Here is a 26539-nt window from a genome sequence, read left to right as displayed (position 1 = left end):
TTGAGCTTTCCTTTATGAACTTTTCATCCACGGCATTTTTTGAATTTTGCGGTAGGCCCTTCCGTTGATATAGAAGAAGTAGGAAGTTTTTCCGCTCGCTTTAATAAGGCGCTTCGCCAGCCGGCCGATTTCCTTTTGACCCGCGACCTTATCGTCTGATAAATAAACACCCAGAAGACCTCTGTTGATCAAACGGTGAAAGTTTTCGTGCGGAATCCCGCGCAAATGTTCATCCGCCATTTCGATGAAATATTCGAGCCTTTCCATCATATCTGAATGTGATGGGTAATACGTGCAGAAATTCAAATCTCCTCCGATTAAGTCTTCCTCCTGGTCAATTAAATAATCGAGCAGGATGTGCAGTCCCTGTATGTACGGAAAATAGCTGTCGCGGATCTTTCCGGCCATCGATTCAGTAAAATCGGAACGGACGGAATACGATACGAGGCAGAAGATGCCGAGCGTTGAACCCGCACAGGCTGAGAACTCGTACCATTCCATTTTCGGCAAGGCCGATCTATAATTCTCAAACCACGCTTCGAGCCGGGGGACACGCTCATGCTCCACAACGTGTTTATGAACTTGCAGATCGCAGTAATAGCTGCAAAGCTCAAGCAGGTGCTGCTTGATCAGATCATAGTTCTCAATTTCCGCAAGCACGTCTTGGCACGTTTTCACTAAGTCGTGCAAATAGCCTTGATCATCCTGGTCTTCCCTGAACCGGTAATAGTTCTTCAATTCAGCCCCGACGGTCAGCGCGTCTTTCATTGACTGATGAAGCATGGAAAAATCATCAGGGTCAAGCGAGGTGCTCCGGTCGCATAGATTGTCGAGATAGTCGCTTATCGTCTGATACGCCGTAATAAACCGGATCGACTGCTCGATTTTGTCGCCTGAAAGGAGGGCCATAATGCCGCCGCCTTCACAGTGAAAGGTTTTATCCCTAATGCTGGCTTTCGCCTGCGTTTTCAGCTCGGGATTTTGAATCGTTTCAGCTTTTCGTTTCCACTTGTCCAACTCTTGATGAACAAGGGGAAAAACTTCTCTGTATACTTTAGCCATTAATCCAAAAGGATGCTCCGGTACTGCCAAAGAATGCACCTCCATTATGTCATATACTGTTCCGCAAACGCTCTGGCCGCTTTAAAAACGTCTTCCCGTTCAGGCTCATTAAAAATTTCGTGGTATAAGCCCTCCCATTCCCTGTACGTCTTATTGTGAGAAGCAAGCTCGTTAAACCACTTGACGACCATTTTTTTGTCGACAAGCCAGTCTGTGCCCGCCTGCATGACAAAGAGCGGGATGTTGAGAAAGGCGTCCGTCGGCTCCATCGCGCTTTTCAACGCTTTTAACATTTCTTGATACCATCTGACAGAAACTTTTGTGATATATAATGAATCGTTGATGTCCATTTCGATGACTTCTTTGTTTCTCGTCGCTTTATCAGGCGTGATCCCGGATTCAAACCGCATGGACGGAGCCAAAACGTTGAGCCCTTTGGAAATCCAGTCCAAAAATTTGTTCGGCTTTAATTGCAGCCCGAGACAAGGGGATGATAAAATGAGACCGGCAATGCCGCTTTGCTGCTGCTTAAACCACTCGATCGCGATCAGGCCGCCCATGCTGTGCCCGAGCATAAATACAGGCAGTTCAAATGCTTTCGCCCTGGCGACCCATTTGTCCACTTCATCAATATATTCTTGAAACGAGCGTATATGTCCTCTTTCTCTTGTCGAAGTTCCCTGTCCGGGCAAATCCCCCATGACGACATTAAACCCGGATGAACGCCACATTTCGGACAGCCATTTATACCGCCCGTGATGCTCACATGCACCGTGAATGATTACGATTGAAGCAACAGGTCTTTCCGCTTCCATGCACCACATGCTGACCACCTCACACAATTTTATAAATGAAAGGATGAAACCAATGATCTACCCTTATAAAAAAACGGAACCCGTTATTCATGAAACGGCGTTTATCGCCGACAACGCGGTCATCACCGGAGATGTAACAATCGGAGAGCAATCAAGCATCTGGTTCTCTTCGGTTATCCGCGGCGATGTCGCCCCGGTCAGGATCGGAAAAGGCGTGAACATTCAAGACCTTTCCTGCCTGCACCAAAGCCCTGAGCGCCCTCTTGTGATTGAAGACGGTGTGACGGTAGGCCATCAGGTTACACTGCACAGCTCCGTGATACGAAAGCATGCCCTTATCGGAATGGGGTCGGTTATTCTTGACGAAGCGGAAGTCGGGGAAGGCGCTTTTATCGGGGCAGGCAGTCTTGTCCCGCCTGGCAAAAAGATCCCGGCCGGGCACCTCGCATTCGGCAGGCCCGCTAAAGTCATCCGCCCGTTAACCGACAAGGATAAACAGGAAATGGAAAGAATTCGCAAAGAATATATTGAAAAAGGACAATACTACAAATCCTTGCAAAAAAAAGATTAGCTTTGCTACAACTTTACCATTTTTCCACCGATAATTTAAGCAATAACCTTTTCGGCCGCACGCGTCTGCGGCTTTTTTCTTTTCCGAAATCTTTACAAATACTTATCATTTGCTAAACATTCATTTTTTACAATAAACATGAAGCAGCCATTCATGTAAAGGGGGTTATGACATTTGAATAAACTGATGGTCGGCATCTACAACTTTGAATGCCGGGTCTTCCTCGGTATGAACAGCTTATTTCACCAAAAAGCACTAAACCGTTACTTTCGTTCCTCAACACATCTGGGAGGGGCATTCTGCACGATTTCCGCTAGCCTGTCTCTCTTGCTGTTCGGATCCGGAAGTGTTCGTACAGCGGGGATCGCCAGCGCCATTGCACTTTTGGTCAGCCACCTTCAAGTCATGCTGATCAAAAAGCTGTATCCAAGAAAGCGGCCGTATTTAACGCTAAAGGAAACACAGGTTTTGCAAAATCCGCTCAAGGATCATTCTTTTCCATCCGGCCATACGACCGCGGCATTTTCCGTCATTACACCGCTAATGATATTCTTTCCGATACTCACGCTTTTATTAATTCCGGTAGGCATCAGTGTGGGACTCTCCAGAATTTATCTCGGGCTCCATTATCCTTCGGATGTTCTGGCAGGCACGGCCCTCGGGATATCAGTCGGAACTTTGTCGGCGATGGTCTTCTAAGCCGGCCGTTTCTTCCAAAGCGTCACTGATTTTTCACATCACAAACAGGAGGGGAAACGATGAAAATTGCGATATTTACGGACACTTTTACACCGGATGTGAACGGATGCGCCAGAACGCTGAAAAGGTATACGGATTATCTTGAAAAAAACGGGATGCCCTATAAAGTATTTGCGCCGGAAAGCACGCATGAAACACAATTTTCGAGCCGCATCCGCCGTTTTACGAGCATGCCGTTCTTCTTATACCCCGAGTGCAGAGTCGCTCTTCCTAATCTCATCAAAATGAAATCAGAACTCCGCGAATTCAATCCCGATCTCATTCACATCGCGACTCCTTTTAATATCGGCCTGGCAGGGCTCAAGCTTGCGAAGAAATGGAACATCCCTGTCGTAGGCTCTTACCATACCGATTTTGACCAGTACCTCTCATATTATGATCTTCAAATGTTTTCCAAACTATTATGGAAATATATGCACTGGTTTCATAAAGATTTTCGAAAAATTTTTGTCCCTTCGCGCGAAACGTTTATGCAGCTCAAAGCCAAACAATTCAGGAACCTCTCCATCTGGAAGCGCGGCGTGGACTGCTCGCTGTTCAGTCCGGCGCATCAAACCGAACACATCCGCAAGCGATACGGCATAAAGGAAACCTATATCCTCAGCTATGTCGGAAGGCTTGCACCTGAGAAAGATTTGGAGACGCTGCTCAAGATCGCAAGTCACCCCAATTTGAAAGATGGCGTCCACTGGCTGATCGCGGGAGACGGCCCGTTAAAAAAAGAGCTTGAGAAGCGGGCTCCCCTCAATATGACTTTTGCCGGCTATGTCAAAGGAGAAGAGCTGGCAAGCATTTATGCAAGCTCAGATTTGTTCGTCTTTCCTTCTCCGACGGAAACCTTCGGAAATTCCGCGCTTGAAGCGCTCGCCTGCGGGACGCCTGTTATCGGGGCAGATTCCGGCGGCCTGAAAGACTTTATACAAAACGGAAGAAACGGTTTTCTTTCCGAACCTGGAAATCCGGATGCATTCACCGAAAATATATTGCGCGTCCTCTCCAATGTGCCGTTAAAAAAACGGATGTCATACGATGCGAGAAGCTATGCCCTTACCCAGTCGTGGGAAGTGATTTTTGACAATCTCTTCTCCGAATGTGAACGTGTGCTAGCAGATTTATCAGCTGAAAAACCGGCATAAAAAAAGAAGGTTTTCGATTAACGAAAACCTTCTTTTTTGACTTAAACGATAATGACTTCTTTTGGCTGATGGTTCAGTTCTTCCGGTACAAAGCGCTTTTCAACGAAAATGCTGTGCCAGATCATAAAGATGAGAACCGTCCAGATTTTGCGGCTGTTATCCGCTTTGTTGGCGCAGTGGTCTTCAAGAAGCTGAAGCACGTAATCTTTATGGATATATGCGTCTGTCTCGCTCTCTTTAATGATGTTCACGGCCCAGTCATGCATTTCGTTTTTCAGCCAGTGGCGGATCGGCACAGGGAACCCTAGCTTTTTGCGGTTTAAGACATGATCTGGAACGATGCCTTCCGCCGCTTTTCTAAGCAGATATTTTGTCGTGCCGTTTTTCGTTTTCAGCTCTTCCGGAATTTTGGAAGCCGCTTCAAATACGACTTTGTCCAAAAACGGAACGCGGAGTTCCAGTGAATTGGCCATCGTCATTTTGTCGGCTTTCAGCAAAATGTCACCGCGCATCCATGTGTGGATATCGACATACTGCATTTTGTTAATTTCGCTGTAGGACTTGCTTTCTTCAAAATATGGCTTTGTCACGTCACAGTAAGAGAGGTTGCTGTCATACTGGCGAAGAAGTTTTGATTTCATGCCTTCTTCAAAAATCTTTGCGTTGCCGATATATCTCTCTTCAAGAGGTGTACAGCCCCTCATTAAAAAGCTTTTCCCTTTCATTCCTTCCGGCATCGCTGAAGCTACGTACAGAAGCATCTTTTTCAGCGGGGACGGAATTCGTTCAAACGGCTTTAATGAAAGCGGCTCCCGGTAAATATTATAACCGCCGAACAACTCATCTGCTCCTTCTCCGGACAAAACAACCGTAACTTGCTTCTTCGCTTCCTTCGCGACAAAATACAAAGGAATTGCAGCAGGGTCTGCCAACGGATCATCCAGATGCCAGACGATCTTTGGAAGCTCGTTCATATATTCTTCAGGGGAAATGATCGCGCTGAAGTTCTCCACGCCGACCCTATCAGCGGTTTCTTTCGCAACGTCAACTTCGCTGAAGCCTTCATGTTCAAAGCCGACAGAGAACGTTTTTAAGTTGGGATGAAATTGCTTTGCCACCGACACGATAAAAGAAGAGTCGATGCCTCCGGAAAGGAAGGAACCTACAGGTACATCGCTTCGCATATGGACTTTTACGGAATCAAAGATCGCGTCTCTTACTTCCTGAACAAGCTTGTCTTCTTCGGTCTGAACAGGCTTGAATTGAACTTTCCAGTATGTTTTAAATTGAATATCCTCGCCCGGGCGGACAGTAAACTGATGGCCCGGTTCTACTTTTTGCACCTTTTTGTCAAGCGTCTCAGGCTCTGGTACAAATTGGAATGACGTATACTGCTGAAGCGCTTTTTCATTCAATTCCAAATCGGCATCAACAGCCATCAGGCTCTTTCTTTCTGACGCAAAATAAACATGGCCGTCCGTTTTCGTAAAATAGAGCGGCTTAATGCCGAACGGATCGCGCGCTCCGTATAGGAGCTGTTCTTTTTTATCCCAGATTAAAAAAGCAAACATTCCGCGCAGCTTGGAAGCAGCTTCCTGTTTGTAGTGGCGGTAAGTCGCAAGCAAAACTTCCGTATCTGAATCGGTTTTGAACTCGTATCCTTTTGAAATAAGTTCGTCTTTCAGTTCTATATAGTTATAGATTTCTCCATTAAAAATAATCCAATAGGAATCATCTTCATAAGACAGAGGCTGTCCTCCGTTTTCCACATCGATGATGCTGAGCCTTCTAAATCCGAAGCCTACATGCTCATCATGATAGTACCCATCATCGTCCGGACCGCGGTGTACAATCATTTCATTCATTTGTTTAATCAGTTCTTCCTGGGCTGCTGTCTCGGATGATGGGCGATGATTGAATACCCCTACAAATCCACACATAGTATTGCCTCCGATTTTTTAAATTTCGTGCAGAAATCAAAGTCTGCTTCTTGATTAGACAAGTGTTTAAAGAAAAACGTTTCACATCCGCCCGCTTTTTGCCATCGAAAAACAAAGCCGCTTATGAAAGCGGCTATGCGGTTGTTATTCTCCTAATGCATCTTTCTTCAGCTGATCTGCTTTGTCTGTGCGCTCCCAAGGCAGATCGAGGTCGAGGCGGCCGAAATGTCCGTAAGCTGCCGTTTGTTTGTAAATCGGACGGCGAAGATCGAGCATTTTAATAATGCCGGCAGGTCTTAGATCAAAGTTTTTGCGAACCACTTCGATCAATGTTTCTTCACTGGCTTTGCCTGTACCGAATGTATCGATTGAAATGGATACCGGCTGTGCGACACCGATCGCGTAGGCAAGCTGCACTTCACAGGAATCAGCAAGGCCTGCGGCGACGATATTTTTCGCTACATATCTCGCAGCATAAGCTGCAGATCTATCAACCTTTGTCGCATCCTTACCGGAAAACGCTCCGCCGCCGTGACGGGCATATCCGCCATAGGTGTCAACGATGATTTTGCGTCCTGTTAAACCGGCATCCCCCTGCGGTCCTCCGATAACAAAACGGCCCGTAGGATTAATGAAGTACTTCGTGTTTTCATCGATCAGCTCTTTTGGCACTACCGGGTTGATGACGTGCTCTTTCAGATTGCGCTGAATTTGTTCAAGCGAAATCTCAGGGTGATGCTGAGTCGAAATGACAATTGTATCGATGCGAATCGGCTTGTTGTTCTCATCATACTCAACAGTTACCTGTGTCTTTCCGTCCGGACGAAGATACGGCAGAATTTCCTCTTTGCGGACTTCTGTCAAACGGCGAGACAATTTATGAGCAAGCGAAATCGGCAGAGGCATAAGTTCCTTTGTTTCGTTGCAGGCAAAACCGAACATTAAACCTTGGTCTCCGGCTCCGATCGCTTCAATTTCAGCGTCGCTCATTGCTCCTTCACGCGCTTCAAGCGCCTGGTCGACTCCCATTGCAATATCTGGCGACTGTTCATCTATAGACGTTAAGACCGCGCAAGTTTCGGCATCAAAACCGTATTTTGCACGTGTGTAGCCAATTTCTTTAATCGTTTCGCGGACTGTTTTCGGAATATCGACGTAAGTGGACGTCGTGATTTCACCGCTTACCAGCACCAATCCGGTTGTCACAGATGTTTCACAGGCAACGCGGGCATTCGGATCTTTCTTTAAAATTTCGTCTAATATACTATCCGAAATCTGGTCGCAAATTTTGTCCGGATGTCCCTCCGTAACTGACTCTGATGTAAATAACCGACGGTTTTTGCTCATTTATGTTTCCTCCTGTATATGAAGATCAGCCGTGATCTTAAGTATGATACGGATCTCGTCCCTCTTGATTATATGACGATACTCGGGCTTCATACGCTCTCGTTTTGAAACAATTTCCATATGCTATTCTTGACGAGATTCTAAGTCAAAATTCCTCTTAATAGAATTTTTCCTGACTGGCTGCCCGGCTAGACCTTTCACGTCCTGTGAAAAACGCCCAGTACCTTCCTCCTGCTTGATACTCGGCTAAAACCTTTCACGTCCTGTGAAAAACGCCCAGTACCTTCCTCCTGAAGGCAGTTTTTTTAGCAATTTTTGGATCTCGATTTATGCAATAAAAAAACCTTTTCCTATTCGCTGAGGAAAGGGTCTGGTATTGCGTGCCTTTCACTCTTATCGCTCAAGGTATTGAACACCTTGCATCAGGTTAGCACCGTAGTTGTCTCAGAAACTGTTTTTTTCCATTAATAAGAGAAACCGGTTGCTGGGTTTCATTGGGCCTGTCCCTCCACCAGCTCGGGATAAGAGTATCCGCTCAATGAAATATCTTATCTTAAAATGGCTTGTTATGTCAATATCGGCCGCAATAAATTTAAACTTGTCTTTCGAGAAAAAACCCGAACGAAAAATGAAGAAACGGTATAGACTATAAGAGTAAATGTGTTATACTAATTCTACATTAATGTTATACACATTAAAAAACACGCAAAGGAAGGTTTTTTATGAATTCTGTAGATTTAACAACTGACTTACAAACGTTATTAATGGGCGAAAACGTTCAGCTGAACTTATCCGTTCCCCTTTTGGTTGAAAAAGTCCTTGAACGCAAAGAAGGAGTCTTAACATCTTCCGGAGCCGTGCGGGCTACAACCGGTACATACACCGGCCGCTCGCCAAAAGACAAATTCATTGTGGAAGAAGCGAGCACAAAGGACAAAATCGATTGGGGCGCAGTAAACCAGCCGATTTCAGAAGCCGCCTTTGACCGGCTGTACACAAAAGTGCTCAGCTATTTAAAGGAACGCGATGAATTGTATGTATTTGAAGGGTTTGCAGGAGCAGACGAAAAATACCGGCTTCCGATTACAGTTGTCAACGAGTTCGCCTGGCACAACCTGTTTGCAAGACAGTTGTTCATCAGACCTGAAGAACATGATAAAAAACCTGAAGAACAGCCGTTTACGATTCTTTCCGCTCCGCATTTCAAAGCCGATCCGCTCATTGACGGGACCAGATCTGAAACATTTATCATCGTGTCGTTTGAAAAGCGTACGATTTTAATCGGAGGCACCGAATATGCCGGAGAGATGAAAAAATCGATTTTTTCTATTATGAATTATCTTCTTCCTGAACAAAACATTTTACCGATGCACTGTTCGGCAAACATTGGCGAGGAAGGCGGAACAGCTCTCTTCTTCGGATTGTCAGGCACAGGCAAAACGACGCTTTCCGCCGATCCGAAACGGAAGCTGATCGGTGACGACGAACACGGCTGGTCCAGCACAGGCGTTTTCAACATTGAAGGAGGCTGCTACGCCAAGTGCATTAACTTAAGCAAAGAAAAAGAACCGCAGATTTACAATGCGATCCGCTTCGGTTCCGTTCTTGAAAATGTCGTGGTTGAAGGCAAAACCGGGGAGCCGGACTATTCCGACGCATTCTATACGGAAAACACGAGAGCGGCTTACCCGATTGATGCGATTGACAACATCGTCAAGCCGAGCATCGCAGCACACCCGCAGACCATTGTATTTCTGACGGCAGATGCTTTCGGCGTGCTTCCTCCGATCAGCAAGTTAACGAAAGAACAAGCCATGTATCATTTCCTGAGCGGATATACAAGCAAGCTCGCCGGCACCGAACGCGGGATCACCGCTCCTGAAGCCACATTCTCGACCTGCTTCGGTTCCCCGTTCCTTCCGCTCCCTGCACATGTGTACGCTGAAATGCTCGGAAGAAAAATCGATGAACACGGCGTCAGTGTCTTTCTCGTCAATACAGGCTGGACCGGCGGCGGATACGGAACAGGGGAAAGAATGAGCCTCGCTTATACGAGAGCGATGGTTCAGGCTGCGATAGAAGGAGAACTGGATAACGCCGAAATGAAGACTGACCGCATTTTCGGACTTCATTCACCGGTCCATGTTCCGGGTGTGCCTGATCAAGTGCTTGACCCGGCTAAAACTTGGACAGATGAAAACGAATACGAGGAAAAAGCGATCCACTTGGCGAATGCATTCAAAAAGAATTTCAAAAAATTCTCTAATACCGAAAACATTGAAAAAGCCGGAGGACCGCTCGTATAACTCAACCCGCTTGCAGCAGCGCAGGTATTCTGCGCTGCTGCAGTTTATTAAAAATCCGCTTCGCCTGTCAGCGGCCGATGCCATTTTCTGGACAATGATTAAAACGACAATCAAGCACGGCCTGTGATAAAACGCTTCCAATTCGCGGCTGTTATTATTTGAAAATACAGACTTTTTTTATTTTTAACAAAAGAAATCTTTCATATGATAATATGATAAAAACATTTGTATATATCAGGAGGACACATCTATGAAATTTGGATTACTGCCGAGAATTATGACGGCAATTGTTCTTGGTGTTATCGTCGGAAGCTTTGCTCCGCTTTGGTTTGTCAAAACAGCCGCTACTTTCAATGATATTTTTGGAAACTTCATTAAATTCGTCATTCCTTTTATTATTATCGCTTTTATTATTCCCGGCATCGGACAAATCGGCCGCGGCGCCGGAAAAATCCTTGGCATTACAGCAGGTATCGCCTACACGTCAACCATTTTTGCCGGCCTCCTGGCGTACCTTGTCGGATCAAATCTTCTCCCCGCGATCATTTCCGGCCATCAGCTGCAGGAATTTAAAAATCCGGAAGAAGTTTTGCAAGCAGGATTTTTCACCATTGAAATGACGCCGTTTATGAGCGTGATGAGCGCACTGATTTTTGCTTTCATCATGGGAATCGGAATCGCTTATCTGCCCGGAAAAACATTAAAAAACGCATTCGATGAATTTCAAACGATCGTTGAAAAGCTGATATCATATATTATTATTCCGTTACTGCCTGTTCATATTTTCGGTATTTTCACCAATATGACGTTCGGCGGTCAGGTGCAGACAATCTTATCCGTATTTGCTAAAGTTTTCGTGATGATTATCGTGCTTCACCTCGTCATACTTTTGATTCAGTACTCCGTTGCGGGCGCTGCAAACGGCAGAAATCCGCTGTCGCTGTTGAAAATCGTGGCGCCGGCATACTTCACTGCGCTCGGCACACAATCGTCAGCGGCAACGATTCCCGTCACGTTGAGACAAGTCAGAAAAACGGGAGCAAGCCAAAAAGTGGCTGACTTCGCCGTTCCGCTCCTGGCCAATATTCATTTGTCAGGTAGCACGATTACACTGACGAGCTGTGCAATGGGCGTAATGATTCTAAACGGTCAAACACCGACTTTTTCGATCATGATGCCGTTCATTTTAATGCTTGGCGTCACAATGGTCGCAGCGCCCGGTGCCCCGGGGGGTGCCGTTATGGCCGCGGCCGGACTGCTGCAGTCGATGCTCGGCTTTAATGAAACCAGCGTATCATTGATGATCGCACTTTACCTTGCTCAGGACAGCTTGGGTACAGCAACGAACGTGACAGGAGACGGCGCTCTCACCATGCTGATTCACAGGCTGACTTCCAAAAAAGGAATCGGAAAAGAGGAAGATGTGCCTGCATAATACAGAAAAGCCAAGGACGCTATCCGCGCCTTGGCTTTTTTTAATTCGTCGAATTTAATGATACGAGCCTGTATGTTAAATGAGTCCGTCCGTCTGACCATTCAAGGCGCTCCGCCTGCGCGGTGCCGGTAATGTCGCCCCGCTTAGTCTTTCTGACTTCAAGCGGCACATGAAGAGGGTAAACCCGATAACCTTCTTTTTCAAGTGTAAACACATTTTCCTCAACCCGTGTTTCTTTTCCTTTTGTCACAATCATTGTATTAAATTCAACTGGCATTCCCACCTAAAGTCCCCCTCCTTTTCTCTTTTCTTTTAGTTTACCATAACTTGTCCAAGGCCGGCTTTTCATCCATTGAGACAATTCTCTTACAATCCGCCTATTTTCCCGCGGAGGAAAATAGTGGGTATATCGACTGAAATACCACGTATCCACAGACTTGTTTCTTTGCAGAAGTTCGCGTTCTAGACGCCGCGCATGCTCGATGGAGACATTTTCATCGTTTGCTCCGTGGATCAAAAGCACGGGCGCTTCGATCTTCTCCAGCTCGTCAAAAGGCGTCCTCCATTCGTACGCTTCAGGAACCTTTTCAGGCGTCCCGCCGATGACCCGCTTCATCATCCGCCGCAAATCTTTGCGTTCGCGATAGGTCATAACCATATCGCTGACACCGCCCCAAGACACAAACGAAGCTGCAGCTTCTTTCATTTCGATTGCCGTTAAGATACCCATGATCCCGCCGCGGGAAAAGCCAAAAATGTGTACGCGTCCATCTTTTACCAGGTCATGCTTCTGCAGAAGACGAAAAGCGGCAAAAGCATCTTCCCGGTCATCACCCGCAAAGTCTTCATCGCCTTCTCCTCCTTGATTGCCTCTGTAAAACGGAGCAAGAACGACAAAGCCCTGTGAAGCGAACTGGACGATTCGGCCCGGTCTGACCATCCCGACGTTTTTAATTCCGCCGCGCAAATACAAAAATCCGTCATAATGTCCGGGAGCGGCCGGTTCCGCCAAGAGCCCCTTAACCTTGAGTCCTTGTGAAAGGTATGTGACGGAAAACAGACGCACCTTTTTGTTCGGCGATGGAAACCTTCTTTTTTCTAACCACATTCGTCACGTCACCTCTTTTTTAATCCGCAGCTGCCCCTCACACCTGTTTAGTATATAACATAAACTATTTTATGCCGAAAATAACCGAAATCAAAGGAGGGAAATCGGTTTGAAGCGTTTCTTTTTTACCATATTATCCTTCATTATGATGCTGTTTATCCTCGCTTCATGCGGCGGTCAAAAGCCCGAAAAGATCCGTCTCGCGGAAGTGACCCGTTCCGTTTTCTATACGCCTTTATATATCGCCTTGTCTGAAGGTTTGTTTAAAGAAGAAGGCCTTGATGTTGAACTGAAAACGACATGGGGTGGAGATAAAACGATGACTGCCCTTCTGTCAAACGGTGCCGATATTGCGCTTGTCGGCTCGGAAACGTCAATATACGTGAATGCCCAGGGCGCAAGCGATCCGGTGATTAATTTTGCACAGCTTACCCAGACGGACGGAACATTCCTCGTCGCCAGGAACGATGCGGGGCATTTCAGCTGGGATGATTTGAAAAACAAAACGTTCCTTGGCCAGCGCAAAGGCGGAATGCCGCAGATGGCGGGCGAATTTGTCCTGAAACAGAAAGGCATTGATCCCAAAAAGGATGTGGACCTGATCCAAACGATTGATTTCGCGAATATCGCAAACAGCTTTGCATCTGGTACAGGCGATTATGTTCAATTATTTGAACCCCAGGCCTCCATTTTTGAAAGAGAAGGCATCGGCCGCATTGTCGCCTCCTTCGGAAAAGAATCGGGCCGAATTCCATATACGACATTCATGGCTAAACAAAGCTACTTAACAAAAAACGAAGAAGCGGTCGAAAAGTTCACCCGCGCGGTTTACAAAGCGCAGCAGTGGGTAGAGACGCACTCTGCAAAAGAAGCTGCCGAAAGCATTCAAGATTATTTTAAAGATACCGAGCTTTCAATCATTGAATCTTCAATCGAACGGTATAAACAACAACGGTCTTTTGCCCTTGAGCCTGTTTTGGCTGAAAAAGAATGGAACCAGCTTCAAACCATCATGGATGAAGCCGGCGAGCTGCCGAAGCGCACCCCTCATCAAGAGCTGGTCAATACAAGGATCGCCGAAAAGGTCACAAAAAATCACTAGGAGGTGGCCGCAGTGTCTTTTTTGCAAGTTCAGGATGTCACACATACTTACTTTTCATTAAAGGAAAAAACAGCAGCGCTGGAAAACGTCAGCATTGAAGTCGAAAAGGGCGAATTTGTTTCGTTTCTCGGCCCAAGCGGATGCGGCAAAACAACACTTTTATCGATCATCGCCGGCATCGTTTCCCCCACGGAAGGACGCATCTTGGTGGAAGGGCGCACGCCTGACGAAGAGGATCGGCACATCGGTTATATGCTCCAGCAGGATTATTTATTTCCCTGGAAAACCATTGAGGAAAACGTCTTAATCGGTTTGCATATTTCCAAAAAATTCGGACCGGAAACAAAGGAGACCGCTCTCGGCCTGCTGAAAAAATTCGGGCTTTACGAGGTTGAAAAAAAGTATCCAAAAGAGCTCTCAGGCGGTATGAGACAAAGGGCGGCGCTTGCCCGCACACTCGCTGTCGATCCCGATATCCTCCTGCTTGATGAACCTTTTTCAGCCCTTGACTATCAGACAAAACTAAACCTCGAAGATTTGGTGTTCAACACGTTAAAGACGTATCAAAAAACAGCGGTGCTCGTGACTCATGATATCGGTGAAGCGATCGCGATGAGCGATCGGATATTGCTATTTTCAAAGCAGCCGGGCACCATCCATAAAACATTTGCCGTTCCTGAAGCGATCAGGAAGCTGACACCGTTTGAAGCGAGACAGGAACCGGAATTTCAGCCCCTCTTTCAGAACATATGGAAGGAGCTCAATGACCTTGAATAACAAACATCTGAAATCAAAAATTGGCTTCCTTCATGAGGATTTTTTAAAGGAGCAGCAAGCCGAAAAAAGGCGGGTCCGCTTTTATCAAATCGTGATTTTCATCGTTTTCTTTTCACTGTGGGAAACCGCAAGCCGTCTGGCGTGGATCGATCCGCTGATCTTCAGCTCTCCTTCAGCCGTCTGGGCGCTTTTCCTCGAAAAGATGGGAGACGGATCATTGCCGGGGCATATCGGTGTCACCGTATTTGAAACCATCCTCGGCTTTCTGGCCGGAACATTGCTTGGAACTTTTCTGGCCGCCCTCCTATGGTGGTTCCCGAGGCTCTCCAAAATATTGGATCCGTATCTTGTCGTCTTAAATGCGATGCCGAAAGTGGCGCTAGGCCCCATTCTCATCGTGGCGATCGGCCCCAGCTTGACGAGTATTATTGCAATGGGCGCCATCATCAGCGTTATCATTACGACAATCGTCGTCTACACGTCCTTTCAAGAAATCGATGAAAATTATTTAAAAGTCATGAAAACATTCGGTGCAACGAAACGCGAGATTTTCAAAGAAGTCATTCTGCCCGCTTCCATTCCGACAATCATATCTACACTGAAGGTCAATGTCGGCTTAAGCTGGGTCGGCGTCATCGTAGGAGAATTTTTAGTGTCGGCTCAAGGCCTCGGCTATATGATCATCTACGGCTTTCAAGTCTTTAATTTCAACCTCGTCATGCTGAGCCTCCTGATCATCGCCGTCTTTGCAACATTGATGTATCAGGGTGTCGAGCTGTTGGAAAGAAAGTGGATGAAAGGCAGAGTATAACATGAAAAAACCCTGCAAATGCAGGGCTTTTTATTTGATGATGCCGGCCTTTTTCAGCTTTTCAAGACTGATCGTCAGGACGGAATCTTTCATTATAAAACTGTAATTTCTGTTTTTAGCGATATCTTTCGGGAGACTCTTCAGCAAAACAGGGCCATTTGTCTCATAGTATGTCTGCTGTTTTTCGATCTTTTCGATATCGGCAAAATAAATATTTTTGACGATCACTTTCTCTCTGCCAAGAACTTTATATTGTCCGAGATAGGTCAGCTTTCTTACGACAGCGCCTGTTTCTTCCTTTACTTCCCGCAAAGCCGCTTCCTCAGCATTTTCGCTTGGTTCGACTTTGCCGCCTGGGAATTCACGGCCCCTGTCTTTATGATTTGTCAACAGCCATTGATCTTCGTAACGGCAGATCACCCATACATGCTTTGGTTCTTTTGAAAAAGGTTCCTTTTCAAAAGAAAGCTGAACCGTATTACGGTAAAAATCTTTAAATTCGTACATCCTAATCCCTCTTATCCGTTTCCTTGCTTCTTCCACTCATCATATCATATATTGGTTCTTTCGGTAGAGTTTTTGTCCAGTTCAGCTCAGTAATTTTATCGTTCCCTCGGGAACTTCAGTGTCCATTTCTGAGTGAGAAGGCGGCAAGGCTGGGTAACTCCGTGCTTGATGGTGCTTCGTTTAATCTGCTGAATTGAGTTCGGCAAGGCCGTTTTCACTGATAAACGACTTCGTTTCTTCATTGCCCAGACGGTAAAGCATCGAGTAAATGTCTTTGCGCAGTTCGTCCATTTTGTCATTTGCACTGTCATAATGGTATTCGACTGCCGGCACGTGAGCTCTGAAAAAGTTTATCCAGTCTTCTGAATACAGCTGATCAAAATATTCCCTTAATATAATGATGTCATCATCTGTCGCTGAAATTTGAAATTCCCACGGGGAAGCGTCTGAGCTCTGTGAAATCATTCCATCTTGCACCGAAACATAGTATGTCCTTTTTTCCAAGGCCAATCATCCTTTTTCGTGTTAGTATGACCAGTTGTGTTAAAATGTTACGGCTTTCCCCGGAGTTTTTCCTTTATGGTATTTAAAATATCCAATAACATCTGCGGCACGGGGATTCCTAACGAATGAGCCGTGCTTATGATTTGAAACGCTTCATATAAAATATAAAACATAATAGAAAAATCGCGGATCGAACTGCCTGTTTGCAGCATCTGATCAAAAAGGTGGGCAACGGATATAAGAAAGAGCGTCACCAATTTTTTCGCCAGCCTTGTAAACAGCCTCTTCATTGTAAAGCGATCTTCCACACATTCGTTCAAGCTTTTGCTGACAAATTCAATTCCCATGAGCGTTATTAAGATCATAAATAAATATTCGATTCGGCCAAACAAAAATCCGATGGCTGATAAACCGATTGTAAAGAGCGAAAAGATGCTTAAGTCCTTAAACATATGCTTCAACATCCTTTCAAAAAAGACTTTTCATAGCTTATCCTATGAAAAAAGACTTTGAAAGGCTTGGATGAATTGTTTGACAATTTCTAAAAAAGGCTTTAAAAAGAACGAAAATAAAAAAAGCTCAGGCATTGCCCGAGCTATTCTTACCCTAAGTAGGCTTTCAGCATCCAGTTGTGTTTTTCGATCGATTGATGAATCGCGAGCAGCATGTCTCCCGTCGTTTCATCATTGACTTCATCGGCAAGCTCCATTCCGCTTTTCAGCTCCTCAGCCACCGTTAAAAAGTCATTATAAATATTTTGCATCATTTGTTCAGCAGACTCGCTTCCGTCCGCTTCTTTAATCGCGGACATTTCCAGGCATTCCTTCATCGTTCCGACCGGGGAGCCCTGTATAGCCAAAAGGCGTTCAGCCAAATCATCGATATGCTCTGCAGCTTCTGTGTAAAGTTCCTCAAATTTTTCATGCAGCGTAAAGAAATCTTTCCCTTTCACATACCAATGATAATTATGTAGCTTTACATATAGAACGGTCCAGTTTGCGACTTGTTTGTTGACGGTTGCTTTCAATTTTTCAGACATAAGGTCGTCCTCCTTTTCGTTTACTTTTGATTTACCCGTTTAGCTTGTGCAGGAAACATTTCTTTTACTCTTTATCATGATTTTCTTTGCCTGATATGGTAAACTGTTGGAAAAAGCTATTCGGAGGTAAGTGATGATCCTCTTTTGGATTATTGTAGGAATTCTGATTACAGGCGCCGTTCTGGCCGTATCGCTTGTCACAACATCAAAAGCTTATGACTACAAGCATGAAGTCGATCCCCTTCCGTCGCGGGAAGAAGAACAGCCTCATCAGTGATGGTGGGCTTCTTCTTTTTCATCTTCTTCAGTCACATCCGTTGCTTTCCCTACCTTAATGTCTGCAACCGGCATTGTATGCTGTTTTTTCGCCGTGACATGGACTTGAACTTTGTAATGGCCATCTTCAGGAAACGCTTTTTCAATGCTGTATACGCCTTTTCCTTCATTCTTCGCTTTGATTAGCTCGCTATCTTCCTTGCTCCCGGCCTTCCAGCATTCAAACTCCACATCATCGGCATCTGCAACAGGCTCGTCCCCATAGCGCACGGTCGCTTTTATGACAGCCTTTTCATTTTTGGCCGCCGCTTCTGGAGCCGCCAGTTTTGCCGTCAGCACTTTGGGCTCCTCATCCGATGCCGCCTGCTTGTCCCCCTGGCTGCAGGCTGAAAGACCGACTGCTAAACATAAGAGAATAAACCATTTTCCCAAACGCATCCTATCACCCTTCTTCTATGATATGTATTACAATATAAAGTGTAGCAAAGTTCAGGGATATATGGCATTATTTTCTTTGTGAACAAAAAATGAAAACCGGCTCTTTTCTGAGCCGGTTTTTTTCAAACGTTTTATCCAAACACTTTGAGCAGATCTTCTTTATTTTGCGAAAGCCAAAAACGCATCATGCGCTTTGCGCCCTCTAGATCGTGAAGCTTTGCCTGGCCGCACTGTTTTTCGTTAGCCGCCGGAATTTCAGTCACTTCAACGGCTTCTTTGAACGTATCCTCAAGCAAATCAACGATTTCTTCCACTTTCGGTTCACCGCTCACCACCAGGTAATAGCCTGTTTGGCAGCCCATCGGCGAAATGTCGATAATATCAAAGTGGTCATATTTTTCCGCATACGTGCGGATCGTAAATGCAAGAAGATGCTCCAAAGTATGAATTGTATCAGGTTTCATCGCCTGTTTATTCGGCTGGCAAAAACGGATGTCAAACTTGTTGACGACGCCGTCCGATCCCACTTTATGGACGCCGCAGTGTCTGACGTAAGGCGCTTTTACTGCATTATGGTCAAGTTCAAAACTTTCAACTGAAGGCATGGTTCCTCTCTCCCCTCTAATCGGTCTTTTTGTATTATATCATACTTTACCGATAAGTTTTCAGGTCAATGCTTTTCCTTTTTATGAGTTTTTTGCTTATATTATAATAAGATCAAAACAAAAAAGGTGCGAAAAACATGAAAACCTTATTCCTGCTGCTCATCCGCTTTTATCAAAAATGGATATCACCGGCTCTTCCGCCGACATGCCGTTTTTATCCGACATGCTCCAATTACGGCCGTGAAGCGATCGAAAAGCACGGCGCATGTAAAGGCGGATGGCTCACCATTAAGCGGATTCTGAAATGCCATCCGTTCCATCCCGGCGGGATAGATCCCGTTCCGGAAAAAAAGCAAAAGGATTAACGCTCTTCCGGATATCCGTTGACAATAAGATCCAGTCTGCCTGTTTCCGGATTGATGACAAGTCCGTGAACAGGTACTTCCTCCGGCATCAGCGGATGGTTTCGAATCACGCTTACACTATCCCTGACGCTGTCCTCTACAGAATCAAAGCTTTTCAGCCATTGTTCAAAATCGACGCCGGAGTACTCAAGCGTCTCAATCCGTTCTTTTGGAATGCCTCGCTTAACGACTTTATCCAAAAAGCTGTCGCAGCTCAGCTTGCTCATTCCGCAGTCATGGTGGCCGATCACGCATACTTCATCAGCGTTCAGTTCGTATACCGCAACGAGAATGCTCCGCATAATACTCCCGAAAGGATGAGCCACGAGTGCACCCGCGCTCTTAACGATCTTCACGTCCCCGTTCCGCATATTCATGGCATGAGGAAGCAGCTCGACAAGCCTTGTGTCCATGCAAGACAGAATCACCATTCTCTTATCGGGAAACTTGCTTGTTTGGTATTTTTGATAGTCCTGCCGCTCAACAAACTGTTGATTGAACTGTAGAATGTTCTCCAAAAGTTTCATGGCTCATTTCCTTTCTAAACGCTTTTTATATCTAAATATAACATATTTCTTGTATTTTTTTCATAAGTCAAGTAAGATTTCCATTGTGCAAATCGAAATAATTACGTTTTAAAGGAAGTGAAAACATGATGCAAAACCTGATTCCTGTCACTGTTTTAAGCGGCTATCTCGGGTCCGGGAAAACGACGCTGCTGCAGCATGTCCTGCATGAAGCGCACGGCATGAAAATCGCCGTGATCGTCAATGACATGAGTGAAATTAATATCGACGGCTCCCTCGTGAAAAAAGGGGATCTTATCCGCACGGATGAAAAGCTTGTCGAAATGCAGAACGGCTGCATTTGCTGTACGCTGAGAGACGATCTGCTCATCGAAGTCCAAAAGCTGGCGGAGAACGGCGGAATCGATTATATTCTCATCGAATCTTCCGGTATCAGCGAGCCGATTCCCGTTGCCCAAACCTTTACTTACAAAGATGAGGAGCTGGATATTGATTTAAGCAAATATTGCAGGCTTGATACAATGGTCACCGTCGTCGACGGCAGCCGTTTTTTTGAGGACTTCGCTTCGGGGGAAAGCCTTTTGGAACGGAAACAAGCGGCAGATGAAACAGACAGCCGTGAAGTGGCCGATCTTTTAATTGAGCAAATCGAATTTGCCGATGTCCTCATTTTGAATAAAACTGATTTACTCAATAAAGAAGAGCAAGAAAAGCTTTTCTGGTCTCTGACAAAACTGAATCCGGATTGCAGAGTCATTTCCTCGACATTCGCAAAAGTACCGATTTCGGCCATCATGAATACGAAATCGTTCGATTTTGAAAAATCGAGTCAATCAGCGGGGTGGATCAAAGAACTGAATGAAGAGCACACACCTGAAACAGAGGAATTCGGAATTTCTTCCTTCGTCTATCAAAAACAAAGGCCTTTCCATCCTGAAAGACTGAAGCGCTGGCTTGAAAACTGGCCGCCTCATATTATCAGAGCAAAAGGCTTCTTCTGGCTTGCTTCTCGAAATGACACAGCAGGCCTTCTGTCCCAGGCAGGCTCTTCTCTGATGATCCAAAGCGCAGGCCCCTGGATTGCAGCGTCTCCCGAGGAAGAACAAAAGCTCGCGTTTGAAGAGGATCCCCATTTAAAAACGGACTGGGATGAAACATACGGAGACCGGAAAACGGAAATCGTTTTTATCGGCATTGACATGAATCAGGAAGACGTGATCCGCTCCCTGGATCAGACCCTTCTTACAGATAAAGAAATGAATTCAGACTGGTCGGCCTTCCATGATTCACTGCCTGAGTATATTTAACTATCATTTCCTCTTTTCAAATCGTAATTATTACGATACAATGATACAGGACCATTAAATCGGAACCATTACAGTTTTTCATTGAGAGGAGAAATACCATGAAAAAAACATTCGGATTAGCATCTGCATTCATTCTTGCTGCCGGATTAGCAGCCGGTTGTTCAAGCAACGGCACTTCCAGTGAACAAAAAGAAAATAAAGACACGCTGGATATCTATACAACCATTTATCCGCTTGAAGACTTCACCAAAAAGATCGGCGGAGAATATGTGAACGTCAAAAGTGTTTACCCGCCAAACGTTGAAGCGCACACTTACGAGCCAAGCTCAAAAACGATGGCGGAAATTTCCGACTCGGATGCCTTTATATACTCTGGAGTCGGTGTAGAAGGATTCGCAGACAAAGCTGTAAACACATTAAAAAACAGCAACGTCAAAATCGTCAAAGCCGGAGAGGGCATTGACCTTCTGTCACGTGAAGAAGAAGGCGAACACGATGACCATGCACATGAAGAAGAACATGGTGACCACGATGAGCATGCTCACGAAGAAGAACATGAACACGGAGAAGCCGAAGGCCATGATCATCATCACGACCATGGAGATCATGACCCGCACGTATGGCTTGATCCTGTCCTTGCTGAAAAAATGGCCGAAAACATTAAAGACCAACTCGTAAAATTAGATCCGGAACACGAAAAAACGTTTACGAAAAACTATGAGTCTCTAAAAAAAGATTTGGAGCAGCTTGACAAAGACTTTAAACAAACCGTTGACAAAGCTGATAAAAAAGAAATTCTCGTCTCACATGCCGCCTACGGCTACTGGGAAAAACGCTACGGCATTAAACAAATAAGCGTTCTCGGCCTTTCGCCTACTGAGGAACCTTCACAAAAGCAGCTTGAAAACATTGTTAAAACAGCGAAAGAACATAATATTAAATACGTCATTTTTGAAAGCAATGTCAGCAGCAAAATCTCCGAGATCATCAAAAAAGAAATCGGAGCCGAAAGTCTGACGATGAAAAACCTTGAATCTGTAACAAAAGAAGACATTGAAAGCGGCAAAGATTATACTACCATCATGAAAGAAAACCTGACCGTCTTGAAAAAAGCTTTATCAAACAAATAACAAAGATCAAGCGCATGAGACCTCATGCGCTTGTTTTTTTTATATGGACGAAAAAAGACCGGAAACATCCGGTCTTTTTCATTTAATCCATATTAAATCTTTTCTTGAACTGTTCGACCCTTCCGCCTCTTTCGTTGAATTTCTGTCTTCCGGTATAAAACGGATGGGTGTCTGAGCTTACCTCAACTTTTATAACGGGATACGTCTTGCCGTCTTCCCACTCGGCCGTCTCATCGGAAGTTTTAGTTGAGCGGCTTAAAAAACGGTACCCGCTGTTTACATCCTGAAAGATCACTTGATAAGTTTTCGGATGAATATTTGGTTTCATATGCCATTCCTCCTAACAAAACGTAATAATTACGTTTTATTATATACTTTTCATATGCTTGTGTCAAAAATGAATGTTCATTTGCCATGTTTTGATCACCTTATCCATTTTAACCGCTCACAGGAAGAATAATCTAAAAAAGGCGGTAAACAATAAAAAGCAAAATGGTGTAAATGAAAGGTGGTTTTCCGGATGAATGACTTGATTTTTGCAAGAAGCCTTTTCGGAACAACGATGGGGTTCCATATTATTTTCGCCTCGCTCGGTGTCGGAATTCCTTTAATGATTTTGCTGGCCGAGCTGATCTATCAAAGAACGAAAGATCCCCACTACGCCATTATGGCCAAAAGATGGACGAAGGCACAGGCCGTGTTGCTCGGGGTCGCCATACCGACAGGAACCATTGCCGGAACGCAGCTCGCCTTGCTTTGGCCGGGATTCATGGAAGTGATCGGGAAAGTCATGTCCCTCCCATTTCAAATTGAAATCTACGCTTTTTTTATTGAGGCATTATTTATGTCCATTTATGTTTACGCAGCCGATCGGCTGACTCCCCTTATGAGAATTACAGCTGTCATTTTTATCGTTATCGGAGCAGCCGCATCAGCCATCTTAATTACAAATGTGCACGCTTTCCAGGGAACGCCTGAAGGCTTCAAAATCGTAAACGGCGAAATTACAGATGTTCAGCCGTGGACGGCGTTCTTCAACAAAAGCTTTGTGGCTACAGCAGGACACGTTGTCGTCTCCGCTTTTATGACGGGCGCGTTTATTATTGCGACGATAGCCGCCTACAAAATGCTCCGAAACCGCGGTGATGAAAAAGTCTACGCCCTTCATAGAAAAGCGCTGCTGCTCGGGCTGATTGTCGGAGGAGCGTTTTCTCTGGTCACGGCTCTGAGCGGACACGAATCCGCACAGCTTCTTCACCGCTACCAGCCTGAAAAACTGGCGGGCGCAGAAGGGCTTTTTGAAACTCAGTCCCACGCTCCACTTGCGATCGGCGGATTTACTGATGAAAAGACGCAATCGGTCAAATGGGCGATTGAGATTCCTTGGGCTTTAAGCTTTTTGGCCGACAACCGCTTTGACACCGTTGTAAAAGGACTGAATGACTTTCCAAGGGATGAGTGGCCTCCTCTGTTCATTCATACTTTGTTCAACGGCATGGTTTTTATCGGCAGCCTTTTGATTGTTTATGCCGCTGTCGGTTTTATTTGGAGAAAAGTCATGAAAAAAGACCGCTTTCCCCGCTGGATGCTGGCCGTGTTTATAACCGGCGGCCCGCTCGCTTTGCTTGCAATCGAATTGGGCTGGGTGTTCGCTTGCACCGGAAGGCAGCCTTGGGTTATTTACCATATGCAGAAAACGTCCGAAGTAGTGACATCCTCCGGCTCGATCGGCATATTGTTTCTTTTGTTCTTTATCGTCTACATCATTTTAGGAGCAGCGGTGGTGTTCGTATTGCAATATTACTTTAAACGCCACCCTGTCGAAGAAGATTTAAAAAGCAGCTGAATGCACAAAAAAACAGAAGGGAAGTCATATGATGCAACTGGATGGAACAACAGATGCCCTGCTGGCTATTTCGATCGTCTGGGGATTTATATTTATCTACGCTGTGATGGCGTCAATGGATTTTGGAGCGGGATTTTGGTCGATGATCTATATGAACAAAAAACAGCTGAAAGCAACCAATATTGCAAACCGCTACCTTTCCCCGACCTGGGAAGTGACCAATGTTTTCATCGTCGGAATCGTCGTGGCCCTTTTCAGCTTTTTCCCGGTCGGCACTTTTGTGCTGGGAACGGTGCTTTTGCTTCCCGGCAGCATTATTTTATTGCTTTTGGCGATTCGAAGCGGATTTTTGGTCTTTTCGCACGCTGCAAAAGATTATGAAAGGGCGTTGACTTACGTTTCAGGGATCAGCGGCTTTATCATTCCGGCTGTTTTAATCCTTGTCTTGCCCGTGACACACGGCAACTTCGTATATCAGGTAGACGGAAACCACAAATTGGATTTTATTAATTTGTTTTTAAGCCCTCATGCCTATTCTTTTATGGGCTTTGCCATTTTCAGCACGCTGTTTCTGTCTTCATTGCTGCTGGCTGATTTTTCAAATGTAGCCGGAGAAAAAGACGCGTATCAGGTCTACCGCCGAAACGCTTTAATCACCGGCCCGCTCGCTTTGCTTATGTCATTCAGCATCATGATGACCATGAGGACGGAAGCCCGCTGGCTTTATACAAAAATGATGGACGGGCTTCCGTGGCTGATTTTATCGTTTTTGCTGTTTCTCGTCGCATTTGCGGCTTTGTTTCTGCCAAACAGACATAACAGCGACCGGCAGGGAAAGCCTCGCCTCGCCGTCATCGCCATTACGCTGCAGTATTTTACGGCGAGCTATGTGTACGGGAGAGCGCACCTTCCTTACATGGTCTATCCTGATGTCACGATTCAATCAGGCTTCACCGCGCCGGAGACATTCAGGGCGCTGTTCATCTCCTATATCGTCGGTTTTATTATTTTATTCCCCGGCTTTTATTATTTCTGGAAATTGTTCATGAAGGACAAGAGGTACATCAAACAGCATGAATAAGGTTAAGCTAAATGTGTACAACTTTTAAAGGGGGCCAAAATGATATGGAACAAAAAATACTGTGTGAAGTCAGCAACTGCACCTATTGGGGCCAGGGAAACAAGTGTACAGCCGACGCCATTTATGTCGTCAGCCATGCTGAAGGTGAAAAAGCTTCTAATAGCAAAGAAACGGATTGTAAAACATTTAAACCTGAACATCATTAAAGCGGATGAATGAAGGAGGGGCAGTCATGAATAAAGAGTCGCTGCTACAGGCTTTTTATCAGGAAATCCACGGGGCGGACGAAACCGCATTTCAAAAAGCCGCCTGCTCCTTCATGAACTTATGGGATTATGAATACGGATGTCTGGACGGGCTGCCGGATCAAGCGGACCGGCTGATTGGACAGATCGTACACGAAGATTTGCTTTTGGGCGATTAAAGGAAAGGGCTGTCATAAAGGCAGCTCTTTTCATATTTTTAAAAAAACCGGCTTGAAAGCCGGTCCAAACGAGAAGGGAATAATGTACAGCTTTACTATACATGAGAGGCCGTCCATTTAACAAAGCTTGAAAATCTGGAAATCAGCGTTTAAAACAGCCTTTACTGTTTGAAAACATCTATTTTAGATGAATTCTTTCTTAAAACATGAGTATCCACTTCAAAGCCCATTCCCGGTTGGCTTGGAACCTGAATATAGCCGCCTTCGATGCGGATTTCCGGTTTTACGATATCCTCTTCCCAATACCTTGAGGATGAAGAAAGATCCCCGGGAATCAAAAACTGCGGAAGAGAACTCAGCGCAAGATTGTGTGCTCTTGAAATACCGGTTTCAAACATGCCGCCGCACCAGACAGGCATTTGATGTTCTTTGCAGATGTCATGGATTTTCAGAGCTTCTGTCAAACCGCCGACTCGGGACGGCTTAATATTGATAATTTTGCAGCTGCCGAGCTCGATTGCCTTTCGCGCATCATCAGCAGAACGGATGCTTTCGTCAAGACAAATTGAAGTTTTGATATGTTTTTGCAGATGGCGGTGGTCTACGATATCATCATCCGCCAAAGGCTGTTCGATCATCATTAATTTAAATGCGTCAAGCTCTTTAATCCGGCTGATGTCTTTTAATTCATAAGAAGAGTTGGCATCCGCCATCAGCGGCACCTTCGGAAAATGCCGGCGTATTTCCTTTAAAAGCTCTATATCCTGCCCCGGCTGAATTTTGATTTTTATTCTTTGATAACCTTCTTTTACATATTGTTCAATTTCCCCAAGCATATCATCCAATGGAGCAAGACCGACGACGACCCCGGCAGGAACTTCTGTTTTTACTCCGCCCAGCGCCTCTCTTAAAGAGATTCCTTTTTTCCTGGCGTAAATGTCCCAAAAGGCGGCTTCAAGGCCGGCCTTTGCCATTCTGTTGCCTTTGAATCCGCGAAGCGTCTCGGGCACTTCTGAAGGGTGTGTGAATGATTCGCGCAGCACAGCCGGAATCAAAAAATCTTTTAGCATGTGGTAACATGTCTCCGTTGTTTCTTCTGTGTACCACGGAGATGAAAAAGCGGATACTTCCCCCCAGCCTGTCACCCCTTCCCGGTCAGCAGCTTCTATGATGATAAACTTGCGATCCTGAAAGGTTTCCAAGCTTGATTTAAAAGGCTTTTTCAGCCGCATGCTGAGATGGTACAATGTCAGCTGTTTGATTTGAATCATGGCGCTCTCCT

31 protein-coding genes and 1 riboswitch are annotated in these 26539 nt (G+C 45.4%); of the genes, 16 read left to right on the top strand and 15 right to left on the bottom strand.

From position 1 onward, the window contains the following. Positions 1-12 precede the first annotated feature (12 nt). Positions 13-1092, bottom strand: a complete 1080-nt coding sequence (locus tag ACH97_RS14015) for a tetraprenyl-beta-curcumene synthase family protein (RefSeq protein WP_020452664.1) — start codon at positions 1090-1092, stop codon at positions 13-15. A gap of 14 nt (positions 1093-1106) precedes the next feature. Further along, on the bottom strand, positions 1107-1886 hold the full coding sequence (locus tag ACH97_RS14010; protein ID WP_020452665.1) for an alpha/beta hydrolase: 780 nt from the start codon (positions 1884-1886) through the stop codon (positions 1107-1109). A 43-nt stretch (positions 1887-1929) separates the two neighbouring features. On the opposite strand from ACH97_RS14010, the gene ACH97_RS14005 reads away from it, so the two are divergent. The 3 genes from ACH97_RS14005 (at position 1930) to ACH97_RS13995 (ending at position 4343) form a co-directional block, all read left to right on the top strand. Further along, positions 1930-2448 (top strand): gamma carbonic anhydrase, encoded by a 519-nt coding sequence (locus ACH97_RS14005; RefSeq protein WP_020452666.1) that lies wholly within the window; start codon positions 1930-1932, stop codon positions 2446-2448. Between the two features lie 186 nt (positions 2449-2634). Then, positions 2635-3147, top strand: a complete 513-nt coding sequence (locus ACH97_RS14000; RefSeq protein WP_373370873.1) for a phosphatase PAP2 family protein — start codon at positions 2635-2637, stop codon at positions 3145-3147. Between the two features lie 59 nt (positions 3148-3206). After that, complete coding sequence (locus ACH97_RS13995) at positions 3207-4343, top strand: glycosyltransferase family 4 protein (protein ID WP_020452668.1); 1137 nt, start codon at positions 3207-3209, stop codon at positions 4341-4343. Between the two features lie 41 nt (positions 4344-4384). On the opposite strand, the gene asnB is transcribed toward ACH97_RS13995, so the two are convergent. Continuing rightward, positions 4385-6283, bottom strand: coding sequence for an asparagine synthase (glutamine-hydrolyzing) (gene asnB / locus ACH97_RS13990; protein ID WP_020452669.1), 1899 nt, complete (start codon positions 6281-6283; stop codon positions 4385-4387). Positions 6284-6427: 144 nt separating this feature from the next. Further along, positions 6428-7630 carry a methionine adenosyltransferase gene (gene metK, locus ACH97_RS13985; RefSeq protein ID WP_003184586.1) on the bottom strand — a complete coding sequence of 401 codons (1203 nt, stop codon included), beginning with the start codon at positions 7628-7630 and terminating at the stop codon, positions 6428-6430. Between the two features lie 390 nt (positions 7631-8020). Beyond that, positions 8021-8158: riboswitch (SAM riboswitch) on the bottom strand. A 194-nt stretch (positions 8159-8352) separates the two neighbouring features. Between metK and pckA the strand changes: the two genes are divergently transcribed. Both pckA and ACH97_RS13975 read left to right on the top strand, forming a co-directional pair. Further along, positions 8353-9936, top strand: a complete 1584-nt coding sequence (pckA, locus tag ACH97_RS13980; RefSeq protein WP_020452670.1) for a phosphoenolpyruvate carboxykinase (ATP) — start codon at positions 8353-8355, stop codon at positions 9934-9936. A 250-nt stretch (positions 9937-10186) separates the two neighbouring features. Next, positions 10187-11371: a dicarboxylate/amino acid:cation symporter gene (locus tag ACH97_RS13975; protein ID WP_020452671.1), complete on the top strand. Its 1185-nt coding sequence runs from the start codon at positions 10187-10189 to the stop codon at positions 11369-11371. Between the two features lie 40 nt (positions 11372-11411). Here ACH97_RS13975 and ACH97_RS13970 read toward each other — a convergent pair whose 3' ends face one another. Together ACH97_RS13970 and ACH97_RS13965 are read right to left on the bottom strand one after the other, a co-directional pair. Next, on the bottom strand, positions 11412-11654 hold the full coding sequence (locus ACH97_RS13970) for a DUF2584 domain-containing protein (protein ID WP_009329422.1): 243 nt from the start codon (positions 11652-11654) through the stop codon (positions 11412-11414). After that, complete coding sequence (locus tag ACH97_RS13965) at positions 11655-12479, bottom strand: alpha/beta hydrolase family protein (RefSeq protein WP_020452673.1); 825 nt, start codon at positions 12477-12479, stop codon at positions 11655-11657. It lies immediately after the preceding gene. Positions 12480-12624: 145 nt separating this feature from the next. On the opposite strand from ACH97_RS13965, the gene ACH97_RS13960 reads away from it, so the two are divergent. From ACH97_RS13960 to ACH97_RS13950, 3 genes are read left to right on the top strand one after another with little or no spacing between them, the layout of a single operon-like run. Beyond that, complete coding sequence (locus tag ACH97_RS13960) at positions 12625-13581, top strand: ABC transporter substrate-binding protein (RefSeq protein WP_043054601.1); 957 nt, start codon at positions 12625-12627, stop codon at positions 13579-13581. 12 nt (positions 13582-13593) lie between these two features. Next, on the top strand, positions 13594-14358 hold the full coding sequence (locus ACH97_RS13955) for an ABC transporter ATP-binding protein (RefSeq protein WP_020452675.1): 765 nt from the start codon (positions 13594-13596) through the stop codon (positions 14356-14358). Next, a complete protein-coding gene (locus tag ACH97_RS13950; protein ID WP_020452676.1) occupies positions 14345-15169 on the top strand; it encodes an ABC transporter permease in 825 nt (274 codons plus the stop codon). The genes ACH97_RS13955 and ACH97_RS13950 overlap by 14 nt, the downstream gene beginning before the upstream one ends. A gap of 30 nt (positions 15170-15199) precedes the next feature. On the opposite strand, the gene ytkD is transcribed toward ACH97_RS13950, so the two are convergent. The 4 genes from ytkD to ACH97_RS13930 form a co-directional block, all read right to left on the bottom strand. Continuing rightward, on the bottom strand, positions 15200-15676 hold the full coding sequence (gene ytkD, locus ACH97_RS13945; RefSeq protein WP_020452677.1) for an RNA deprotection pyrophosphohydrolase: 477 nt from the start codon (positions 15674-15676) through the stop codon (positions 15200-15202). A gap of 180 nt (positions 15677-15856) precedes the next feature. After that, positions 15857-16180 (bottom strand): hypothetical protein, encoded by a 324-nt coding sequence (locus ACH97_RS13940; RefSeq protein ID WP_020452678.1) that lies wholly within the window; start codon positions 16178-16180, stop codon positions 15857-15859. Between the two features lie 47 nt (positions 16181-16227). Further along, complete coding sequence (locus tag ACH97_RS13935; RefSeq protein ID WP_020452679.1) at positions 16228-16632, bottom strand: phage holin family protein; 405 nt, start codon at positions 16630-16632, stop codon at positions 16228-16230. Between the two features lie 149 nt (positions 16633-16781). Next, the gene (locus ACH97_RS13930) at positions 16782-17219 is read right to left on the bottom strand and encodes a Dps family protein (protein ID WP_048350570.1); all 438 of its coding nucleotides are present in this window, start codon (positions 17217-17219) and stop codon (positions 16782-16784) included. Positions 17220-17352: 133 nt separating this feature from the next. On the opposite strand from ACH97_RS13930, the gene ytzI reads away from it, so the two are divergent. Further along, the gene (ytzI, locus tag ACH97_RS22985; RefSeq protein ID WP_020452680.1) at positions 17353-17496 is read left to right on the top strand and encodes a YtzI protein; all 144 of its coding nucleotides are present in this window, start codon (positions 17353-17355) and stop codon (positions 17494-17496) included. Here ytzI and ACH97_RS13925 read toward each other — a convergent pair. Further along, on the bottom strand, positions 17490-17933 hold the full coding sequence (locus tag ACH97_RS13925; protein WP_020452681.1) for a FixH family protein: 444 nt from the start codon (positions 17931-17933) through the stop codon (positions 17490-17492). The two genes, ytzI and ACH97_RS13925, sit on opposite strands and share 7 nt — an antisense overlap. A gap of 131 nt (positions 17934-18064) precedes the next feature. After that, positions 18065-18538 (bottom strand): S-ribosylhomocysteine lyase, encoded by a 474-nt coding sequence (locus ACH97_RS13920; protein WP_020452682.1) that lies wholly within the window; start codon positions 18536-18538, stop codon positions 18065-18067. A gap of 137 nt (positions 18539-18675) precedes the next feature. On the opposite strand from ACH97_RS13920, the gene yidD reads away from it, so the two are divergent. Continuing rightward, the gene (gene yidD, locus ACH97_RS13915; protein ID WP_020452683.1) at positions 18676-18903 is read left to right on the top strand and encodes a membrane protein insertion efficiency factor YidD; all 228 of its coding nucleotides are present in this window, start codon (positions 18676-18678) and stop codon (positions 18901-18903) included. Here yidD and ACH97_RS13910 read toward each other — a convergent pair. After that, a complete protein-coding gene (locus tag ACH97_RS13910) occupies positions 18900-19469 on the bottom strand; it encodes a beta-class carbonic anhydrase (RefSeq protein WP_020452684.1) in 570 nt (189 codons plus the stop codon). The genes yidD and ACH97_RS13910 overlap by 4 nt on opposite strands. Positions 19470-19594: 125 nt before the next feature. On the opposite strand from ACH97_RS13910, the gene ACH97_RS13905 reads away from it, so the two are divergent. Both ACH97_RS13905 and ACH97_RS13900 read left to right on the top strand, forming a co-directional pair. After that, positions 19595-20776, top strand: coding sequence for a GTP-binding protein (locus tag ACH97_RS13905; RefSeq protein WP_057957846.1), 1182 nt, complete (start codon positions 19595-19597; stop codon positions 20774-20776). Between the two features lie 98 nt (positions 20777-20874). Beyond that, on the top strand, positions 20875-21906 hold the full coding sequence (locus tag ACH97_RS13900; protein WP_020452686.1) for a metal ABC transporter substrate-binding protein: 1032 nt from the start codon (positions 20875-20877) through the stop codon (positions 21904-21906). A gap of 82 nt (positions 21907-21988) precedes the next feature. On the opposite strand, the gene ACH97_RS13895 is transcribed toward ACH97_RS13900, so the two are convergent. Beyond that, complete coding sequence (locus ACH97_RS13895; protein ID WP_003184624.1) at positions 21989-22234, bottom strand: type B 50S ribosomal protein L31; 246 nt, start codon at positions 22232-22234, stop codon at positions 21989-21991. A 192-nt stretch (positions 22235-22426) separates the two neighbouring features. Between ACH97_RS13895 and ACH97_RS13890 the strand changes: the two genes are divergently transcribed. From ACH97_RS13890 to ACH97_RS13875, 4 genes are read left to right on the top strand one after another with little or no spacing between them, the layout of a single operon-like run. Continuing rightward, a complete protein-coding gene (locus ACH97_RS13890; protein WP_023855818.1) occupies positions 22427-23752 on the top strand; it encodes a cytochrome ubiquinol oxidase subunit I in 1326 nt (441 codons plus the stop codon). Positions 23753-23789: 37 nt separating this feature from the next. After that, positions 23790-24833 (top strand): cytochrome d ubiquinol oxidase subunit II, encoded by a 1044-nt coding sequence (locus tag ACH97_RS13885; protein ID WP_173636682.1) that lies wholly within the window; start codon positions 23790-23792, stop codon positions 24831-24833. 44 nt (positions 24834-24877) lie between these two features. Beyond that, positions 24878-25039 (top strand): DUF1540 domain-containing protein, encoded by a 162-nt coding sequence (locus tag ACH97_RS13880; protein ID WP_075212789.1) that lies wholly within the window; start codon positions 24878-24880, stop codon positions 25037-25039. 26 nt (positions 25040-25065) lie between these two features. Next, on the top strand, positions 25066-25257 hold the full coding sequence (locus ACH97_RS13875) for a hypothetical protein (RefSeq protein ID WP_020452690.1): 192 nt from the start codon (positions 25066-25068) through the stop codon (positions 25255-25257). A gap of 161 nt (positions 25258-25418) precedes the next feature. Here the strand turns inward: ACH97_RS13875 and menC are convergent, their stop codons facing one another. Continuing rightward, on the bottom strand, positions 25419-26528 hold the full coding sequence (gene menC / locus ACH97_RS13870; protein WP_057957845.1) for an o-succinylbenzoate synthase: 1110 nt from the start codon (positions 26526-26528) through the stop codon (positions 25419-25421). Between the last annotated feature and the right edge of the window lie 11 nt (positions 26529-26539).

It is taken from the genome of Bacillus paralicheniformis (assembly GCF_001042485.2).
Classification (GTDB): domain Bacteria; phylum Bacillota; class Bacilli; order Bacillales; family Bacillaceae; genus Bacillus; species Bacillus paralicheniformis.
Note: the sequence above shows the minus strand (reverse complement) of the source record. Positions and strands in the feature narration are given on the sequence as shown.

Coding starts and splice junctions, on each gene's coding strand:
- ACH97_RS14010 (WP_020452665.1), bottom strand. CDS start 1,886: ATGTGGTGCATGGAAGCGGAAAGACCTGTTGCTTCAATCGTAATCATT.
- ACH97_RS14005 (WP_020452666.1), top strand. CDS start 1,930: ATGATCTACCCTTATAAAAAAACGGAACCCGTTATTCATGAAACGGCG.
- ACH97_RS14000 (WP_373370873.1), top strand. CDS start 2,635: ATGGTCGGCATCTACAACTTTGAATGCCGGGTCTTCCTCGGTATGAAC.
- ACH97_RS13995 (WP_020452668.1), top strand. CDS start 3,207: ATGAAAATTGCGATATTTACGGACACTTTTACACCGGATGTGAACGGA.
- asnB (WP_020452669.1), bottom strand. CDS start 6,283: ATGTGTGGATTTGTAGGGGTATTCAATCATCGCCCATCATCCGAGACA.
- metK (WP_003184586.1), bottom strand. CDS start 7,630: ATGAGCAAAAACCGTCGGTTATTTACATCAGAGTCAGTTACGGAGGGA.
- pckA (WP_020452670.1), top strand. CDS start 8,353: ATGAATTCTGTAGATTTAACAACTGACTTACAAACGTTATTAATGGGC.
- ACH97_RS13975 (WP_020452671.1), top strand. CDS start 10,187: ATGAAATTTGGATTACTGCCGAGAATTATGACGGCAATTGTTCTTGGT.
- ACH97_RS13965 (WP_020452673.1), bottom strand. CDS start 12,479: ATGTGGTTAGAAAAAAGAAGGTTTCCATCGCCGAACAAAAAGGTGCGT.
- ACH97_RS13960 (WP_043054601.1), top strand. CDS start 12,625: ATGATGCTGTTTATCCTCGCTTCATGCGGCGGTCAAAAGCCCGAAAAG.
- ACH97_RS13950 (WP_020452676.1), top strand. CDS start 14,345: ATGACCTTGAATAACAAACATCTGAAATCAAAAATTGGCTTCCTTCAT.
- ytkD (WP_020452677.1), bottom strand. CDS start 15,676: ATGTACGAATTTAAAGATTTTTACCGTAATACGGTTCAGCTTTCTTTT.
- ACH97_RS13935 (WP_020452679.1), bottom strand. CDS start 16,632: ATGTTTAAGGACTTAAGCATCTTTTCGCTCTTTACAATCGGTTTATCA.
- ACH97_RS13930 (WP_048350570.1), bottom strand. CDS start 17,219: ATGTCTGAAAAATTGAAAGCAACCGTCAACAAACAAGTCGCAAACTGG.
- ytzI (WP_020452680.1), top strand. CDS start 17,353: ATGATCCTCTTTTGGATTATTGTAGGAATTCTGATTACAGGCGCCGTT.
- ACH97_RS13925 (WP_020452681.1), bottom strand. CDS start 17,933: ATGCGTTTGGGAAAATGGTTTATTCTCTTATGTTTAGCAGTCGGTCTT.
- ACH97_RS13920 (WP_020452682.1), bottom strand. CDS start 18,538: ATGCCTTCAGTTGAAAGTTTTGAACTTGACCATAATGCAGTAAAAGCG.
- yidD (WP_020452683.1), top strand. CDS start 18,676: ATGAAAACCTTATTCCTGCTGCTCATCCGCTTTTATCAAAAATGGATA.
- ACH97_RS13910 (WP_020452684.1), bottom strand. CDS start 19,469: ATGAAACTTTTGGAGAACATTCTACAGTTCAATCAACAGTTTGTTGAG.
- ACH97_RS13905 (WP_057957846.1), top strand. CDS start 19,595: ATGATGCAAAACCTGATTCCTGTCACTGTTTTAAGCGGCTATCTCGGG.
- ACH97_RS13900 (WP_020452686.1), top strand. CDS start 20,875: ATGAAAAAAACATTCGGATTAGCATCTGCATTCATTCTTGCTGCCGGA.
- ACH97_RS13895 (WP_003184624.1), bottom strand. CDS start 22,234: ATGAAACCAAATATTCATCCGAAAACTTATCAAGTGATCTTTCAGGAT.
- ACH97_RS13890 (WP_023855818.1), top strand. CDS start 22,427: ATGAATGACTTGATTTTTGCAAGAAGCCTTTTCGGAACAACGATGGGG.
- ACH97_RS13880 (WP_075212789.1), top strand. CDS start 24,878: ATGGAACAAAAAATACTGTGTGAAGTCAGCAACTGCACCTATTGGGGC.
- ACH97_RS13875 (WP_020452690.1), top strand. CDS start 25,066: ATGAATAAAGAGTCGCTGCTACAGGCTTTTTATCAGGAAATCCACGGG.
- menC (WP_057957845.1), bottom strand. CDS start 26,528: ATGATTCAAATCAAACAGCTGACATTGTACCATCTCAGCATGCGGCTG.